The sequence below is a fragment of the Streptomyces sp. 71268 genome (assembly GCF_029392895.1).
In the GTDB taxonomy this organism is placed as follows: domain Bacteria; phylum Actinomycetota; class Actinomycetes; order Streptomycetales; family Streptomycetaceae; genus Streptomyces.
On record NZ_CP114200.1, the window covers coordinates 2,526,739 to 2,541,453 of the forward strand.

Here is a 14,715-nt window from a genome sequence, read left to right on the forward strand (position 1 = left end):
GAATGAGGGTGGCGGCAAGGGCGGAGGATCGGGGGATACGGGCTGTTCAGCCGATTCCGAGTTCCTTGTTGATGAGCGCGAACATCTCGTCGTCGGACGCGGACGCGAGTCCGTCACCCGCAGCGGGATCCGCGACGGGTCCGCCGTCGCTCGGGCCGGTCGCGTCGATCTTCCACAGCAGGTTGCGGAGTCGCTCCGAGACCCGGGTGCGGACGGTGTCATCGATCGCGCCGGCGGCGAGGTGGCGCTCCAGGCTCTCCACGTCCGCCCACAGGTCGGGGAGTTCGGACGCGGCGGACTGCGCCTGGTGGGGGAAGAGGTCGGTGTGGAGTTGGCGGGCCAGCTCCTGCGGCGTGGGGTGCCGATACAGGACCGTGCTGGGCAGCGACAGCCCGGTGGCCTCGCCCAGCACGTCGCGGAACTCCACGGCGGACAGCGAGGTCAGGCCGGCGTCACGGAACGACTTGTCCGGCTCGATGTCACCGGCCGTGCCGTGGCCGAGCACGGCCGCCGCGTGCTCGCGTACGAGGTCGAGCAGCGCGGCCTCGCGCTCGGGGGCGGGCGCCGTGGCCAACAGGGCCAGCGGCGAGCGCGGTTGGCCCGCCTCCCCGTCGCCGCCCCGCGCCCCGTGCGACGGGGCGGGCTCAGCCGGCGCTCCGTGCCCCGTGCCCCGTGCGGCGGTGTCGGGGGTGTCGGCGGCCCCGTGCTCCGTGCCCGGCGCGGCGCCGTCGGCCCCGTGCGGGGCCTCGTGCCCGGTGCCGGAACGGTCCGCGTCGGCCGGGTGGCCGGTGACGGGAGTGGCCCAGTGGGAGGTGCGCTGGAAGGCGTAGGTGGGCAGGTCCACGGGGCGGGCGCCGGGGAGGGCCGGGCTCCAGTCCACCGGGACGCCGGCGGCGAACGCGGCGGCCACCGAGCGCAGGAAGCGGTCCGGCCCGCCCTCGTCGCGGCGCAGCGACCCGACGACCGCGACCCGGCCCGCGCCACCCGCCCCGGCGCGCCCCGCCGCCTTGGCCGTCTCCTCGGCGACCGCCTCGGCCGTCTCCTCGATGCCCATGATCAGTACGGGGTGGCTGCTGGCCTCGACGAAGACGGTGTGCCCGTCGGCCAGCAGCAGCCGGGTGATCCGCTCGAAGTCGACGACCTCGCGCTCGTTGCGCAGCCAGTACGCCGCGTCCAGCGGCTCCGTGTCCGGTCGTACCCGGCCCTCGACGGTGGAGTAGAACGGCACCCTCGGGGGGCGCGGCGCGAGGTCGGCGAGGCCGGCGAGGAGTTCGTCGCCGATGGCGGCGACACCGGGCCCGTGCGAGGCGTAGTCCATCGGCAGCCGCTTGGTGCGGACGCCGTCCTCGGCGCAGCCAGCGGCGAGCGCGTCGAGGGCGGCGACCTCGCCGCCCACCACGGTGGACAGCGGCCCGTTGACGACGGCCACCGCGGCCCGGTCCGCGTACGGGGCGACGCGCGCACGCGCCTGCGCGTGGGGCAGTTCGACGGCGAGCATGCCGCCGTGGCCCGACAGGTGCGCGCCGATCAGCCTGGACCGCAGGGCCACCACGCGCGCCCCGTCCTCCAACGTGAGCGCGCCCGCGACGACGGCCGCCGCGATCTCGCCCTGCGAGTGACCGACCACCGCGGCCGGCTCCACGCCGTACGAGCGCCACAGCTCCGCCAGCGACACGGTCACCGCCCACAGCAGCGGTTGCACCACGTCGACGCGGTCCAGCGGGCCGTTCACGGCCGCCGCGAAGTCCCAGTCGACGTGCGGTGCCAGCGCCTCGCCGCAGCGGGCCATCCGCCGCGCGAACACCGGCGAGGTGGCCAGCAACTCCCGTGCCATGCCCACCCACTGCGCGCCCTGCCCGGGGAAGACCAGGACGGGCCGCACGGCGTCGCGCGCCACGCCCCGTACCAGGCCGGCGTCGCGCTCGCCCGCGGCGAGCGCCGCGAGGCCGGACACGAGGGCGTCCCGGTCCCTACCGACGACGACGGCGCGGTGCTCGAAGGCGGTACGGGTGGTGGCCAGCGCGTGCCCGATGTCCCGGTGGTCGTCCGCCGGGTGGGCCGCGACGTGCTCGCGCAGCCGCTCGGCCTGGGCGCGCAACGCCGCGCTACCGCGGGCGGTGAGCACCCAGGGCACGGGGCCGTCGGCGCGGGCGCCGTCGCCCGCCAGCACCGCGCCCGTCTCCCCCGCCGCGTCGGCCGCGTCCGTCTCGCCCGCCGTGTCGGCCGGGCCCCGCGCGGCGTCGTGCTCGGGGCCGTCCTCGGCGCCGTGTTCGGGCTCCGCGCCGGGCGGCTGGGCGAGGACCACGTGGCAGTTGGTGCCGCCCATGCCGAACGCGCTGACGCCGGCCAGCAACGGCCGCTCGGGGTGCGGCCAGGGGCCGCGCTCGGCCTGCACGCGCAGGCCAAGGCGGGCCAGCGGGATGTCGGGGTGCTCCCGGGTGAAGTGCGGGCTGGGGGGCAGCTCGCGGTGGCGCAGGCTGAGCACCGTCTTGACCAGCCCGACGAGACCGGCCGCCGCCTCCAGGTGGCCGACGTTGCTCTTGGCCGAGCCGACCCGCAGCGGGTCGCCCGGCGGGCGGCCCGCGCCGTAGACCGCGCCGAGCGCGGCCGCCTCGACCGGATCGCCGACGGCCGTGCCGGTGCCGTGCAGTTCGACGTACTGCACCCGCGCCGGGTCGGTCCCGGCCCGCTCGTGGGCCAGCCGCAGCACCTCCTCCTGGGCGGCGCGGCGCGGGGCGGTCAGGCTGTCGCCGCCACCGTCGTTGTTGACCGCGCTGCCGAGCAGCAGGCCGTGCACCACGTCGCCGTCGGCGCGCGCCGAGGCCAGCGGCTTGAGCACCACGACGGCGCCGCCCTCGCCCCGTACGTACCCGTCGGCACCGGCGTCGAAGGGGCGGCAGTGGCCGTCGGCCGACAGCGCGCCCATGGCCCGCGCGCCGGCGGTGGTCCCGGGCGTGACGATCAGGTTCACGCCGCCGACCAGCGCGACGGTGGACTCGCCCCGCCGCAGGCTCTCGCACGCCAGGTGGACGGCCACCAGCGACGAGGACTGGCCGGCGTCGACGCTGAGGCTGGGCCCGGTCAGGCCCATGGCGTACGAGACGCGGCCGGCGAGCACGCCGCGCTGGGCGCCGGCGAAGGCGTACGGGTCGACCGTGCCGTGGCCCAGGGTGAGGTGGGCGTACTCGTCCCACATGGCGGCGGTGAACACGCCGGTGCGGCCGGCGCGCAGGTGGTCGGGGTGGGTACGGGAGTGCTCGGTGGCCTCCCAGCACAGTTCGAGCATGAGGCGCTGGTGCGGGTCCATGGCGGCGGCCTCGCGGGGCGAGACGCCGAAGAACTCCGCGTCGAAGGTGTCCACGCGCTCCAGGTAGCCGGCCCGCTCCGGCTGGCCGGCGGCGGCGCCACCCTGGTGCGACCAGCGCCCCGCCGGCGCCGGGCCGACCGCGTCGCGCCCGGCGCCCAGGAGGTCCCAGAACGCGCCGGGCCCGGCCGCGCCGGGCAGCCGGCAGGCCATGCCCACCACGGCGATGGGCGCGACGTTCTCGTACGTCCTCATGCGAATCCCCCGGTGACGAAGTACCTGGCCGCGCGCCGGCCACGGGACGGCGGTCCAGCCGCCGTCACCGCCGCCGCTGCCGCGCGCGACTCCCTTCCGGCCCGGCTCGCGGTGAAGCGGGCCAGTTGCGCGGAAGGTTGGTGTTTTTGCCTTTCATTGGCCGAGCCATGCGAAGAATTGATCAGTCCGTACGACGATCCATGCATGGCCTTGACCGAGCCATGGGCATGATTCTGGGGTGAGGTGTGGGCGCGAAACCCTGGGGCGCGCCCCCAGCATCCACCCCAGCATCACGGCCGCGGCGTGGACTTCTGGGGTCAGACCCCGTCGACGGGCGCCACGTCGGTCGCTCCCCAGTAGGCGCGCATGTCCTCGATGAGCCCGTTGGCGTCGAACCGGAACACCGAGGTCACGTTGACGGCGAGCCGTCCGCCCGTGGGGTCCTGCGGGTTGCGGATGGTGGCCCGCAGGCCGGCCGCGACGTGCTGGTCGTCCTGCGATCCGGTGAGCGTGCCCGGGGTGTCCTGGGTGCCGAACTCCTCGACCACGCGCTGGAAGTAGGCCCGGATGGCCTCCTCGCCCTCCACGGGGCCGGTGCCGACCGGGTCCTCGACTCGGGCCCCCGGGGCGAACATCTTGCAGATGCCGTCCACGTCGCCGGCGTTGACCCTCTCGAAGTAGTCGAGCACCAGTCGCTTGCGCTCGGTCTCGTCAGGCATGAAGTCCTCCTGGTGTGGTGCGGTTGGTGTGGTTGGTGCGATGTGCGCGGGCCTCGCCGCCCGGCTGACCCGCGCCACGGCGCCCGGCCCCGGGCCCTCGGGACCACGGCGGCCCCGTGAGCCGACGCGGTGACCGGCGACGGCGCGCGCCGCGCCCCGGTGGTACGGGGCAGAGCCCGGAACGGGGCGTGCGCCACCGCGCCGCGGACAGCGGCCCGGGCGCGGCGCCCCGTGCTGGCTACGGCGCCGTGTGCCCCGTGTCCCGGCTCAGCGCCCCGTGCCCCGTGCACGGCGCCGCGGTGGATCGGCCCGGCCTCGCGCCCCGGGGGTGCCCCGGGGCGCTCGCCGTGCCGGCCGCGCGCCCTTCCGGGGCCCGGGGTCCGACACGGGGTACGGCGCGAAGGGGGGCACCGCCCGTGCGCCGCTCGCGAGCGGCGTGGACCGGGCGCCGGGGCGCGTGGGCGCGCATGCGGCACGGCCCCCGACTCGGGCGGGGGCCATGCTGCGATTCTGCGGGCCAACCACCCCGGAAAACCTCGGGTCACGCCCCAGCAGCAACCCCAGCCTTTGTGACCCTCACACCCTGGCCAGGGCGTCCCGCAACTCCCCCCGGGAGGCGATGCCGAGCTTGCGGTACGCCTGCCCCAGGTGCCACTCGACCGTCTTGACCGTGACGAAGAGCATGTGCGCGATCTCCTGGTTGCGCTTGCCCTCGGCCGCCAGCACCGACACCGAACGCTCCCTGGGGGTCAGCCCCGAGACCCCGGTGCGGGTGGGCACCCGGGCCCGTACGCCCATGGCCGCCAGCTCCACCCGCACCCGCTTGCCGAGCGCCGCCGCCCCGGTGGCGTCCGCGATCTCCGCCGCCTTCCGCAGCAGCGACCTGGCCTGGTCGGTCTGCCCGTGCTCGCGCAGCGCGGCGCCGCACTCGACCAGGGCCCGGCAGCGCTCCAACGCCGCGGGGCTGTCCCGCAACAGCGTCACCGCCTCCTCCAACTGCCGCAGCCCGGCCCGGCCGCCGGTGGCCAGGCCGCTGGCGACGAGCGCGCCGGCGATGGTGCGCGGGGTGCCGAAGCGGCGCGCGGCGGCCAGGCAGTCGGCCGCCAGTCGCCGCGCCTCCTCGGTGCGGCCGATACGGGCCAGCGCGGCGGCGGCCTCGGCCGCCGGGCTCAGCGCCGGGCAGTCGGTGCCCCACTCGCGCAGCGCCTCGGCGGCCCGCAGCAGGTCGCCGACGCCCGCCTCGGTCTCGCCCTGCGCGATCCGCAGCCGGCCCCGGGCCATGACCAGCGGGAGGTAGGGCGGTTGGCGGGAGATGTCGGCGCCGAGGCCGCAGCGGTCGATGACGCGCATGGCGATCCGGGTCTGCCCCTGGGCGACCAGCGCGTCGATGAGCGCGCCGGCCGCGAACGGCATGCCCATCGGCGGCACCCCGGCCTCGTCCGTGGACCCGAGCGCCAGCGAGCCGTCCGTCTCCGCCTCGGCCAGCATGCCGCGCTGGAACCGCACCCAGGCGTGCAGGGCCCGCAGGTCCACGGTGGCCAGGTGCATGCCGCGCTCCTCGGACTCGCGCAGCGCGTCCTCCAACAGCCGGTCGGCCTCCAGGAGCCGGTCGCAGCAGGCGAAGGCCAGCGCGATCAGCCAGCCCGCCTGCGCGCCGCCGTCCGGCGGGTCGATCAGCGGTCCCTGCAACAGCGCCCGTTCGCCGCTGGCCACCACCGCGTCGGCGGTGCCGCCGCTGATCAGGGCCTCGAACGTCTGCTGGGCGCCGACCAGCGCGGCGGTCGCGCCGGCCTCGCCGACCACGGTGCGGTCCAGCCGGCTCAGCTCGCGCATGGCCAGGGGCCTGGTGCGCGGGGTGAGTTGGGCGACCTTGACGATCTCCGAGTGCAGCCGCAGCTCCACGTCCCGGTCCAGGCCCCGCACCTCGTTGTGCACCTGTTGGAGCAGGGCTAACGCGTCCTCGTAGCGGGCCGCGGCGATCAGCGCGGCGCTCATGTCGACAACGATGCCGGCCCGGCGCACCGGGTCGTCCGTCAGCTCCAGCGCCTCCCCCAGGTGGCCCAGCGCCTCCGGGTCGCGCAGCCGCAGTTCGGCGCCGCCGAGCTGGGCGAGGAGCGCGGGCAGCGCGCTCGTGGGCGCCGGCTCGTTCAGCGCGCGGCGCAGCAGCGGCGCGGCGGCGGCCGGGTCGCCCGCCGCCAGGGCCTCGCGCCCGGCCGAGGCGATGACGCCGGCGGTCCAGGCGTCGCCGGACGGCGGCAGTGGCAGCAGCAGCGGGACGACCTGGGAGCTGGGGGCGCCGGCAGCGTGCAGGGCCTTGGCCGCGCGGGCGTGCGCCCGGTGCCGGTAGGGCAGCGGCAGGTGCTCGTAGATGGCGGTGCGCACGATGGGCTGGGCGAAGCGCAGCGGGGCCTGGTCGTGCACGATGCCGAGGTCCATCAGCGTGCTGATGGCGTCGGCCGCCTCGGCCGCGTCGAGTTCGGCGACGTGGGCGACGTGGGCCGCGTGCGGCGGAGCGGGCTCGCCGGGCGAGTCGAGCACGGCCAGGGCGCGGGCGAGCCGGGTGGCGTGCTCGGCCAGCGGCTCGGGCAGTTGCTGGAGCCGGCGCAGCACGACGCGGGCGATGTTGCGCGGCCCGGTGCGGGCGATGGCCCGCGCGTCGCCGGGCGCGCCGGCCCCGGCGTCGGCGAGGAGTTCGCGCAGGAAGAACGGGTTGCCGCCGGTGGCCGTGTAGCAGGCCCGTACGAACGCGTCGTCGGGCCCTGGCACCGCCAACGTGCCGGAGACGAAGGCGCGTACGCCCTCCTCGCTGAGCGCGCTCACCGGCATCAGGCGCGCGGAGGTGGAGGACAGCAACGCCTGGTTGATGTCGGCTCGTTGGCCGCCGTCCACCGACTCGGTGGCCGCGCACACCACGATGGCGTGCCCCTCCAGGCGGCCCTCCATGTAGTGCAGGAACTGGAGCGAGGAGACGTCGGCCCAGTGCAGGTCGTCCAGGAGCAGCAGCAACGGCGCGCGGCGGGCGAGGTGGACGCACATCCAGTACAGCCCGTGCAGTACGGCCTGCCGCTGCTCGGGCCCGGCGCCGGTGGCGACGCCGCCGGTGCCGTACTCGAAGAGGGGCGCCGCCAGTTGCGCGGGACCCGAGAGCACCGCGTCCCGCTCCTCCTGGCTGGCCGTGGCCAACCAGGGCTCGAAGAGCTGCCGCACGATGCCGTACGGGAACCCGGCCTCGAAGTCGCTCCCGCGCGCGAACAGCAGCACGAAACCCGCGTCCAGGGCCCGCTTCTTGGCCTCGTTGAGCAGGGCCGTTTTACCGAGGCCCAGGGCACCCTCAAATATCAGGAGCTGCCCGTCCCCGGCGTGACAGTTCTTGATCGCCGTATCGATTGCCTCGGATTCGCCATGCCGCTCAACAAAAGGACCGCGCTCAAGCCGCATTACGGTGCTCCCTCCACCCTTTCACAAAGAGATGGCCGCTCCGCGAATATGGATATCCCGCTTCAACTGCTTTTCGGAAACTAGATAGGGGAAGTCAGGAGTCACTTGCCAGCCGCGCGCAGGATGCAACACCGGCGCGCTGGCACGAAATTCGCCGAATGCGAATCGGTCTGCGGCCACGAAAAATAGGCGTAGCGTTGGAGCAAAACCGTCAAATCCCCCGTTGTCCCGCGCATTACCATACGCCCGGCAGGGTCGTGGCGGCGCTGCGCATTACTGATCCGACGCGGCCATCGTAACCCACGCGGCACAGCGGGCGAAGTATTAAGCCCGTCTGACCGAGACTTCCGAAGGGTCGTTCTTTGTCGCCTTCGCGAGGGAATAAGCGCCACCCTCATCACCCCCGTCGGACGTGGAGTTACACCGCGTAACACGGAAAGCCGTGCGGGACCCGGCGGGCCGTCCGTTTTCCGCACGCAGCGTCGCCTCCGCCCCCCGACGGAGGGGTGGGTACGCGCCCGGCCCTAAGCCCGACGGAGTAGGCCGGGTCCCCCACCGGCCCGACGCCGACATGAGCTGGGCGAACTAGCGTCAATGACGCCGGCGCCGGGATTTTTCGGCCCCTACCCGAGGAGTTGACCATGTCCACCACCCACGGATCGAGTGAACTGGATCTCACCGCCTATCTGGCGCGGATTCAGTGGTCGGGTGAACGCGTGGCGAACGCGCGGACGTTGCGCTCATTGCACCGCGCACACGTGCTCCACATACCCTTTGAGAACACCGAAGCGGTGAGCGGTTCGGTGCCCTCACTGGCCCTGCCCGACCTGGAGCACAAACTCGTCCGCTCGGCCCGTGGCGGCTACTGCTACGAACACAACACGCTGCTCGCGGCGGCGCTGCGCGCCTTCGGGTTCAAGGTGACCTACCTTGCCACCCGGGTACGGGTGAGCGTCCGCGGGGAAACCCCGACAAGACCGCGTACGCATATGGCGCTCATGGTCCACGTACCGGATGAGGAAACGCCCTATCTCGCCGATGTCGGATTCGGCACGACGGGGCTGTTGGAGGCCGTTCCGCTGGTGCCCGACACCGTCCGGGAGCGCGGCGCGTGGCGGGTGCGCCTGGTGCACGAGCCGCACGCGGGCCAACAGGATCTGTGGGTGCTGCAACTGGCGCCGAACGAGGGCCCCTGGGGCGATCTCTACGAGTTCACCGAGGAACCCTTCGAAGCCCCCGACTTCGAGGTCGCCAACTGGTTCGTGGCCACGTACCCGCGCTCCCCCTTCCGGCACCGCTTCTACGCGCAGCGCCCCGGCGTCGAATCCCATCTGGCCCTCTTCGACCGCCAACTCGTGCGCACGCACGGCGACGGCACCGTGCACGAGCGCGCGTTGCGCGACAACGCGGAGGTACTGCGCACCCTGGCCACCGACTTCGGCATCGAACTGCCGGCGGACACGGAACTCCCCGGCTGAGGCGCCCCGCCCGTACCGGCGCACGACCCCGGGAACGAACGGCCCCCGAAGCGTTCCGACCCGGGAGCGGACGGCCCCCGAAGCGCCCGGCCCGGGGGCGGACGGCGCCCCGAGCCGGGCGCACACCCTCGGTCACGGCCTCGGTACGGGCCCAAACGTCTCCCTCCCGTCCGGCGCGACTTCGCCTGCCTGCCGCACGCCGGCCACCCCGCGCGCCCACCATCTCCCCGGATCCGCACCCCCGCCTGGGAGAGACACATGAGTGCTGCACCCCCTTCGTCCAACGGCCTGGATCGGCGCCTGTTCCTGCAAGCGGCCGGCGTCGGCGTCGGCGCGCTGCTCGCCGGTGCCGGGTTGGCCGGTCAGGCCGAGGCGGCGGGGGGCGCTCCGCGGCTGCGCGAGGACCCGTTCCGACTCGGCGTGGCCAGCGGCGAGCCGGCCTCCGACGGCATCGTGCTGTGGACCAGGCTGGCGCCGCGGCCGTTGGCCGACGACGGGCACGGCGGCATGGCCCGCGCGGGCTACGACGTGCGCTGGCAGGTCGCCGAGGACGAGCGGTTCCGCCGCGTCGTACGCTCCGGCACCGCGCTCGCCCTGCCCGAGCTGGGCCACTCCGTGCACCCGTGGGTGCGCGGCCTGCGCCCGGGGCGGCAGTACTTCTACCGGTTCCAGGCCCAGGGCCACACCAGCCCCGTCGGCCGGTTCCGCACCGCGCCGGGCGCCGGCTCGCGCGCCGCGTTCAGCTTCGCCACCGCCTCCTGCCAGGCGTGGTACCACGGCCACTTCTCCGCCTACCGCGACCTGGTGGCCCAGGACCCCGACGTGGTGTTCTTCCTCGGCGACTACGTCTACGAGTACGGCATCACCGCCACCAACATGTGGCGCGACGCCCCGGCCCCCGGCCCCCGGCACGAGCTGGAGACCAACACCCTGGCCGACTACCGGGTGCGCTACTCCCTGTTCAAGTCCGACCCGGACCTCCAGGCGGCGCACGCGGCGGCGCCCTGGATACTCACCCCGGACGACCACGAGGTCCAGAACGACTACGCCGACGAGAAGTCCTACTACGGCCTGAGCGAGGAGGACTTCCTCCTCCGCCGGGCGGTGGCCTACCGCGCGTACTACGAGAACTGCCCGCTGCCGCCGCTCGCGCTGGCCCACGGCCCGGACGCGCGCCTGCACCGCCGACTGCGCTACGGCGGCCTCGCCACGCTGCACGTGCTCGACGGCCGCCAGTACCGCGACCCCAAGCCGGCGAACACCGAGGAGCAGTACGCGCCCGGCCGCTCCATGCTCGGGGCCGCGCAGGAACAGTGGCTCTACCACGGCCTGCGCACCGCCGACACCCGCTGGAACCTGCTGCTCCAGCAGGTCGGCATGGTCAAGGTGACCGAGAACCGGGTCGACCAGTGGGACGGCTACCCGGCCGCGCGGCAGCGGCTGCTCGACGTGCTCGGCGAGCGGGGCGTCGCGCCCTCCGTCGTCTTCACCGGCGACTGCCACCGCTCCATCGCCGGCGACCTGCTCGCCGACTTCGCCGACCCCGACTCCGCCGTCGTGAGCAGCGAGTTCCTCGGCACCTCGATCGCCTCCGACGGCGACGGCGCACCGAGCGACAACTACGCCAAGGACTGGATGCAGCACCCCTGGATGTCGTTCTACGACGGCCGTCGCGGCTACGTCCTGGGCCACGCCGACGCGGGCGCGGTCACCGCCGAGTACCGCGCCGTCCCCTACGTTCGCGCCGACAACCAGGCGGCCGGCATCTCCCTCGACCGCTTCCGCGTCGAGCACGGCCGCCCCGGCATGCAGAAGGTGAGCTGACCATGAGCGACACGACCGACCCGGCCACGACCGCCGCCAGCGCCACCCGCGCGGGGCGCGGGCGCTGGGACCACGCACCGGGCGCCGTCTCGGGCCTCACCGCCACCGGCGGGCTCGCCACCGTCGAACTGACCTGGCGCTCCCACCGCCCCCAGCGCGGGCAACTCGTGGACCACTACGAGGTGTACGTCTCCGAGCGCGCCGACCGCGGCGACCTCACCCACCCGGCGACGCTGCTCGGGCGCACCCTCTACCCGCACCTCAGCCACCGGGTGGGCCCCGAGCCACGGAAGCGGCACTACACCGTCGTCGCCGTCCTCTCCTCCGGCGCGCGCACCCGCCCGGCGCGCCCCGTGTCGGCCGCGAACGCGCGCTCCGTGGCGGCCGGCCGAGCGGTGGCGCGGGTCGGTGACTTCGACCACAAGGGCCTGGAGTTCGCCCTGTCACCGGACCAGAGCGCGCGCTACCGGACCGCCTTCCCGACCGGCGTCGACTACCGGTACGGCACCTCCACACCCGGCCGCGACTGGAGCTACCTCCACCCGGGCCCGAGCGACGCGTGGGGCGGCCGCAAGGAGCACACCTTCACGCTCCGCTTCGACCTGGCCGCCGCCCCCAAGGACGACCTGGCCTGCGCCCTGTGGCTGATCGACGCGCACGCGACCGCCGCCGGCGCCGCCGAGGTCACCCTCAACGGCCGCCCGGTGCGCACCCTCCAGTTCCAGGGCGGCGCTACCCGTGGCTCGCTCGAGGGCGACGCCACCCGCGTGGGCAGCGCGCTGCGGCCCTCGTACTACGAGTTCCCGGTGGCCGCCGACCTGTTCACGGCCGGCGAGAACGTGCTGCGGCTGCGCAAGACCAGCGGCTCCTGGATCGCGTACGACGCGCTGGGAATCTTCGCCGCCGAGTGAGCGCCGGGCAGAGCCCGGTCACCCCGCGCACCGGCACGCCGGCTCACCGGCCCGGGCTCGCCACACCCGGGCCGGTGCCGCGCTCCCGCCGGCCCCGGCGCTCGGGCGCGCCGTGCGGCTGACGGCGCGCCGCGCAGCGACGCATGGTGGTGAGCCCCGCCGGACAACGCGGCGACGCGCGTCGGGCCGCCGCGCCCGGCGCTACGTCCGCCGGGGCATCACCCGCCGCCCGAGCACCCACAGGTTCGCCAGGGCCAGCGCGGCGAGCGCGCCGCCGAACCAGAGCACGGCGGACAGGGCCACCCCGTCGGCGGCCCGCCCGCCGAGCAGCGCGCCCAGCGAGATCGCCAGGTTGAACACCGACACGAACAGCGCCGACCCCACCTCGCGCGCCTGCGGGGCGGCCCGCAGCATCCACGCCTGGGCGCTGACCGAGACGCCCCCGTACGCCAGCCCCCACACCACGAGCAGCACCGCCGCGCCGGGCGTGGACGCGCCGACGAGCGCGATCAGCACGACGGCGGTGGTCAGCAGCCCGGAGAGGGCCATCAGCGCGCCACGCGGGTCGCGCTGGGCGCGGGCGCCGGCCAGGAAGTTCCCGGTGATGCCGGCCACCCCGTACACCAGCAGCAGCGTGCTGATCAGCCCCGAGCCGACGCCGGATATCTCCTCCAGGACCGGGCGCACGTAGGTGTACGCGGCGAAGTGCCCGGTGACGAGGAGCGCCGTGGCGACGAGTCCGACCCGTAGCGTCGGGTCGCGCAGCAGCGCGGGCAACTCGCGCGGCCGGACCGATCTGGCCGCCGGCAGGGGCGGCAGCAGTACGGCCATCGCCACGAGCACCGCCAGCGCCAGCGCGCTCATCACCCAGAACGCGGCCCGCCAGGTGGCCAGGTCGCCGATGAGCGTGCCGACCGGCACGCCGAGCACCGAGGCCACCGCGATCCCGCTGAAGATCACCGAGGTGGCGGTGGCGACGGACCTCGCCGGCCCCAGCCGCACCGCGAGCCCCGCGGCGATGGCCCACACGCCGCCGATGCTCAGTCCCACCAGCACCCGCGCGGCGAGCAGTACGGGGAAGCTGGTCGCGAGGGCGGAGACCAGGTTGGCCCCGGCGAGCAGCGCCATCAGCGCGATCAGCACCCGCTTGCGGTCCAGCGCCCCGACGAACACGGCGAGCAGTGGGGCGGCGACCGCAGCGACCAGCCCCGGCAGCGTCATCGCCAGCCCCGCCGTGCCGTCGCTGACGTGCAACGTCGAGCTGATCGAGGTCAGCAGGCCGACCGGCAGCAGTTCGGTGGTGACCACGGCGAAGATGCCGACGGCCACCGACAGCACGGCCAGCCACTCCCGCTCCCCGGGACCTGGGGTGGTTGGCGCGGCTGGGGCGGTGGCGGGCGACGTGGGCGCGGTTTCGGAGGCGGTCGGGGGCGCGGCGGCGCCCGGCGCGTGCGCGGGCTTGCGGTTCTCGGACATGGCTCAAGCCTTGGTCCGGGCCCGACCGGGAACAACGCCGAACCCCTCATCCTTGAATGAGCCAGGCTCATCGATGGGCACGCGGGCGCCGGCTCGCGGTGCGGGCCGGCGCCTGGCGCGCCGCGCGCGGACGGGAAGGACGGGCGGCAGGGGTCCGCGCGAGGAGGGCTTGGGCATGAGCGGCGTGGAGATCCGGGAGCTGGAGTGCTTCCTGGTGCTGAGCGAGGAGCTGCACTTCGGCCGGGCCGCCGAGCGGCTGTACGTCTCGCAGAGCCGGGTCAGCCAGTTGCTCGGCGCCCTGGAACGGCGGATCGGGGGGCGCCTGTTGGAGCGCACCAGCCGCCGGGTGTCCCTGACCCCGCTCGGCGAGACCTTCCTGTCCGAGCTGCGGCCCACCTACGAGGCGCTGCGCGCCACGGTGGAACGGGCCCGCGTCAGCGCCCGGGGCGGCCTTGAGGGCACGCTGCGGGTGGGCTTCCTCGGCTCGGCCGACGAGCGCGTGATGGGGGCGCTCAGCGCCTTCCGCGAGCGCCACCCGTACTGCGAGGTGGCGCCGGTGGAGATCCCGCTGGCCGATCCGTTCGGGGCCGTGCGGCGCGGTGACGTGGACGCCGCGATCGTCTGCCTGCCGGTGGCGGAGCCCGACCTCGTGATCGGGTCCGTCTTCTCGCGGCAGCCGCAGTTGCTCGCCGTGCCGCTAGGCCATCCGCTGGCCGGGCGCGCCACGCTCGGCGCGGAGGAGCTCGCCGACTGTCGCCTGGTCGGCCTGCGCGGCCCCGCCCCCCGCTACTGGCGGGAGTTCATGGCCCCGACGACCACCCCGGGCGGGCGGCCCGTCGCGCCCGGGCCACGGGTGCGCACCCTCCAGGAGGGGCTGACCGCCGTGGCGGCCGGACTCGGCACCATGCTGCTCTGCGCCCCCACCGCCACCCACCAGAACCGACGCGACATCGCCTTCGTCCCGGTCACCGGCCTGCCGCCGTCGGCACTCGCGCTGATCTGGCCGCACTCGCGGGAGAGCGCGCGTCACCGCGCCCTGAGCCAGCTCATGGCCGACCAACTCGCCACCCCCGTCGGCGCGTAGCGCCTTCGCGCGAGGCGCCTCGGCGCGTGCCCCTGGGGCGCCCGTCGGGCCCGCCCGCCCCGAGGCAGGCCGGCGGTGGGCAGGCCGGCGATGGGTTGGCCGGATGGCGTCCATCCGCCATGTCCCCTCCCGGCCACCGGCGCGCGGCCTGAAACCGACGTACCGCCGCGGGGCGGCGCGCGCGCTCGCACGGTCGCGATCGGCGGCCGGTCAATTCACGCGATAA

The 14,715-nt window shown here is 75.0% G+C and carries 8 protein-coding genes; 4 read left to right on the forward strand and 4 right to left on the reverse strand.

Going from position 1 to position 14,715, the window contains the following annotated elements; all coding sequences use genetic code 11:
* Positions 1-46 precede the first annotated feature (46 nt).
* From OYE22_RS09165 to OYE22_RS09175, 3 genes are all read right to left on the reverse strand, one after another.
* A complete protein-coding gene (locus tag OYE22_RS09165; protein WP_277319946.1) occupies positions 47-3,559 on the reverse strand; it encodes an acyltransferase domain-containing protein in 3,513 nt (1,170 codons plus the stop codon).
* Positions 3,560-3,876: 317 nt separating this feature from the next.
* Complete coding sequence (locus OYE22_RS09170; RefSeq protein ID WP_277319947.1) at positions 3,877-4,278, reverse strand: nuclear transport factor 2 family protein; 402 nt, start codon at positions 4,276-4,278, stop codon at positions 3,877-3,879.
* A gap of 576 nt (positions 4,279-4,854) precedes the next feature.
* On the reverse strand, positions 4,855-7,716 hold the full coding sequence (locus OYE22_RS09175; RefSeq protein ID WP_277319948.1) for a LuxR family transcriptional regulator: 2,862 nt from the start codon (positions 7,714-7,716) through the stop codon (positions 4,855-4,857).
* A gap of 641 nt (positions 7,717-8,357) precedes the next feature.
* Here OYE22_RS09175 and OYE22_RS09180 point away from each other — a divergent pair.
* The 3 genes from OYE22_RS09180 (at position 8,358) to OYE22_RS09190 (ending at position 11,929) form a co-directional block, all read left to right on the forward strand.
* On the forward strand, positions 8,358-9,194 hold the full coding sequence (locus OYE22_RS09180) for an arylamine N-acetyltransferase (RefSeq protein WP_277319949.1): 837 nt from the start codon (positions 8,358-8,360) through the stop codon (positions 9,192-9,194).
* 258 nt (positions 9,195-9,452) lie between these two features.
* Positions 9,453-11,018 (forward strand): alkaline phosphatase D family protein, encoded by a 1,566-nt coding sequence (locus OYE22_RS09185; protein WP_277319950.1) that lies wholly within the window; start codon positions 9,453-9,455, stop codon positions 11,016-11,018.
* 2 nt (positions 11,019-11,020) lie between these two features.
* Positions 11,021-11,929 (forward strand): polysaccharide lyase family protein, encoded by a 909-nt coding sequence (locus tag OYE22_RS09190; RefSeq protein ID WP_277319951.1) that lies wholly within the window; start codon positions 11,021-11,023, stop codon positions 11,927-11,929.
* Positions 11,930-12,130: 201 nt separating this feature from the next.
* On the opposite strand, the gene OYE22_RS09195 is transcribed toward OYE22_RS09190, so the two are convergent.
* Positions 12,131-13,405, reverse strand: coding sequence for an MFS transporter (locus OYE22_RS09195; protein ID WP_277319952.1), 1,275 nt, complete (start codon positions 13,403-13,405; stop codon positions 12,131-12,133).
* Positions 13,406-13,580: 175 nt separating this feature from the next.
* Between OYE22_RS09195 and OYE22_RS09200 the strand changes: the two genes are divergently transcribed.
* Positions 13,581-14,489: a LysR family transcriptional regulator gene (locus OYE22_RS09200; RefSeq protein WP_277319953.1), complete on the forward strand. Its 909-nt coding sequence runs from the start codon at positions 13,581-13,583 to the stop codon at positions 14,487-14,489.
* The last annotated feature ends 226 nt before the right edge of the window (positions 14,490-14,715 follow it).

Excerpts from the sequence above, each read along its gene's own strand:
- OYE22_RS09175 (WP_277319948.1), bottom strand. The coding sequence starts at position 7,716 with ATGCGGCTTGAGCGCGGTCCTTTTGTTGAGCGGCATGGCGAATCCGAG.
- OYE22_RS09200 (WP_277319953.1), top strand. The coding sequence starts at position 13,581 with ATGAGCGGCGTGGAGATCCGGGAGCTGGAGTGCTTCCTGGTGCTGAGC.
- OYE22_RS09165 (WP_277319946.1), bottom strand. The coding sequence starts at position 3,559 with ATGAGGACGTACGAGAACGTCGCGCCCATCGCCGTGGTGGGCATGGCC.
- OYE22_RS09190 (WP_277319951.1), top strand. The coding sequence starts at position 11,021 with ATGAGCGACACGACCGACCCGGCCACGACCGCCGCCAGCGCCACCCGC.
- OYE22_RS09170 (WP_277319947.1), bottom strand. The coding sequence starts at position 4,278 with ATGCCTGACGAGACCGAGCGCAAGCGACTGGTGCTCGACTACTTCGAG.
- OYE22_RS09180 (WP_277319949.1), top strand. The coding sequence starts at position 8,358 with ATGTCCACCACCCACGGATCGAGTGAACTGGATCTCACCGCCTATCTG.
- OYE22_RS09195 (WP_277319952.1), bottom strand. The coding sequence starts at position 13,405 with ATGTCCGAGAACCGCAAGCCCGCGCACGCGCCGGGCGCCGCCGCGCCC.
- OYE22_RS09185 (WP_277319950.1), top strand. The coding sequence starts at position 9,453 with ATGAGTGCTGCACCCCCTTCGTCCAACGGCCTGGATCGGCGCCTGTTC.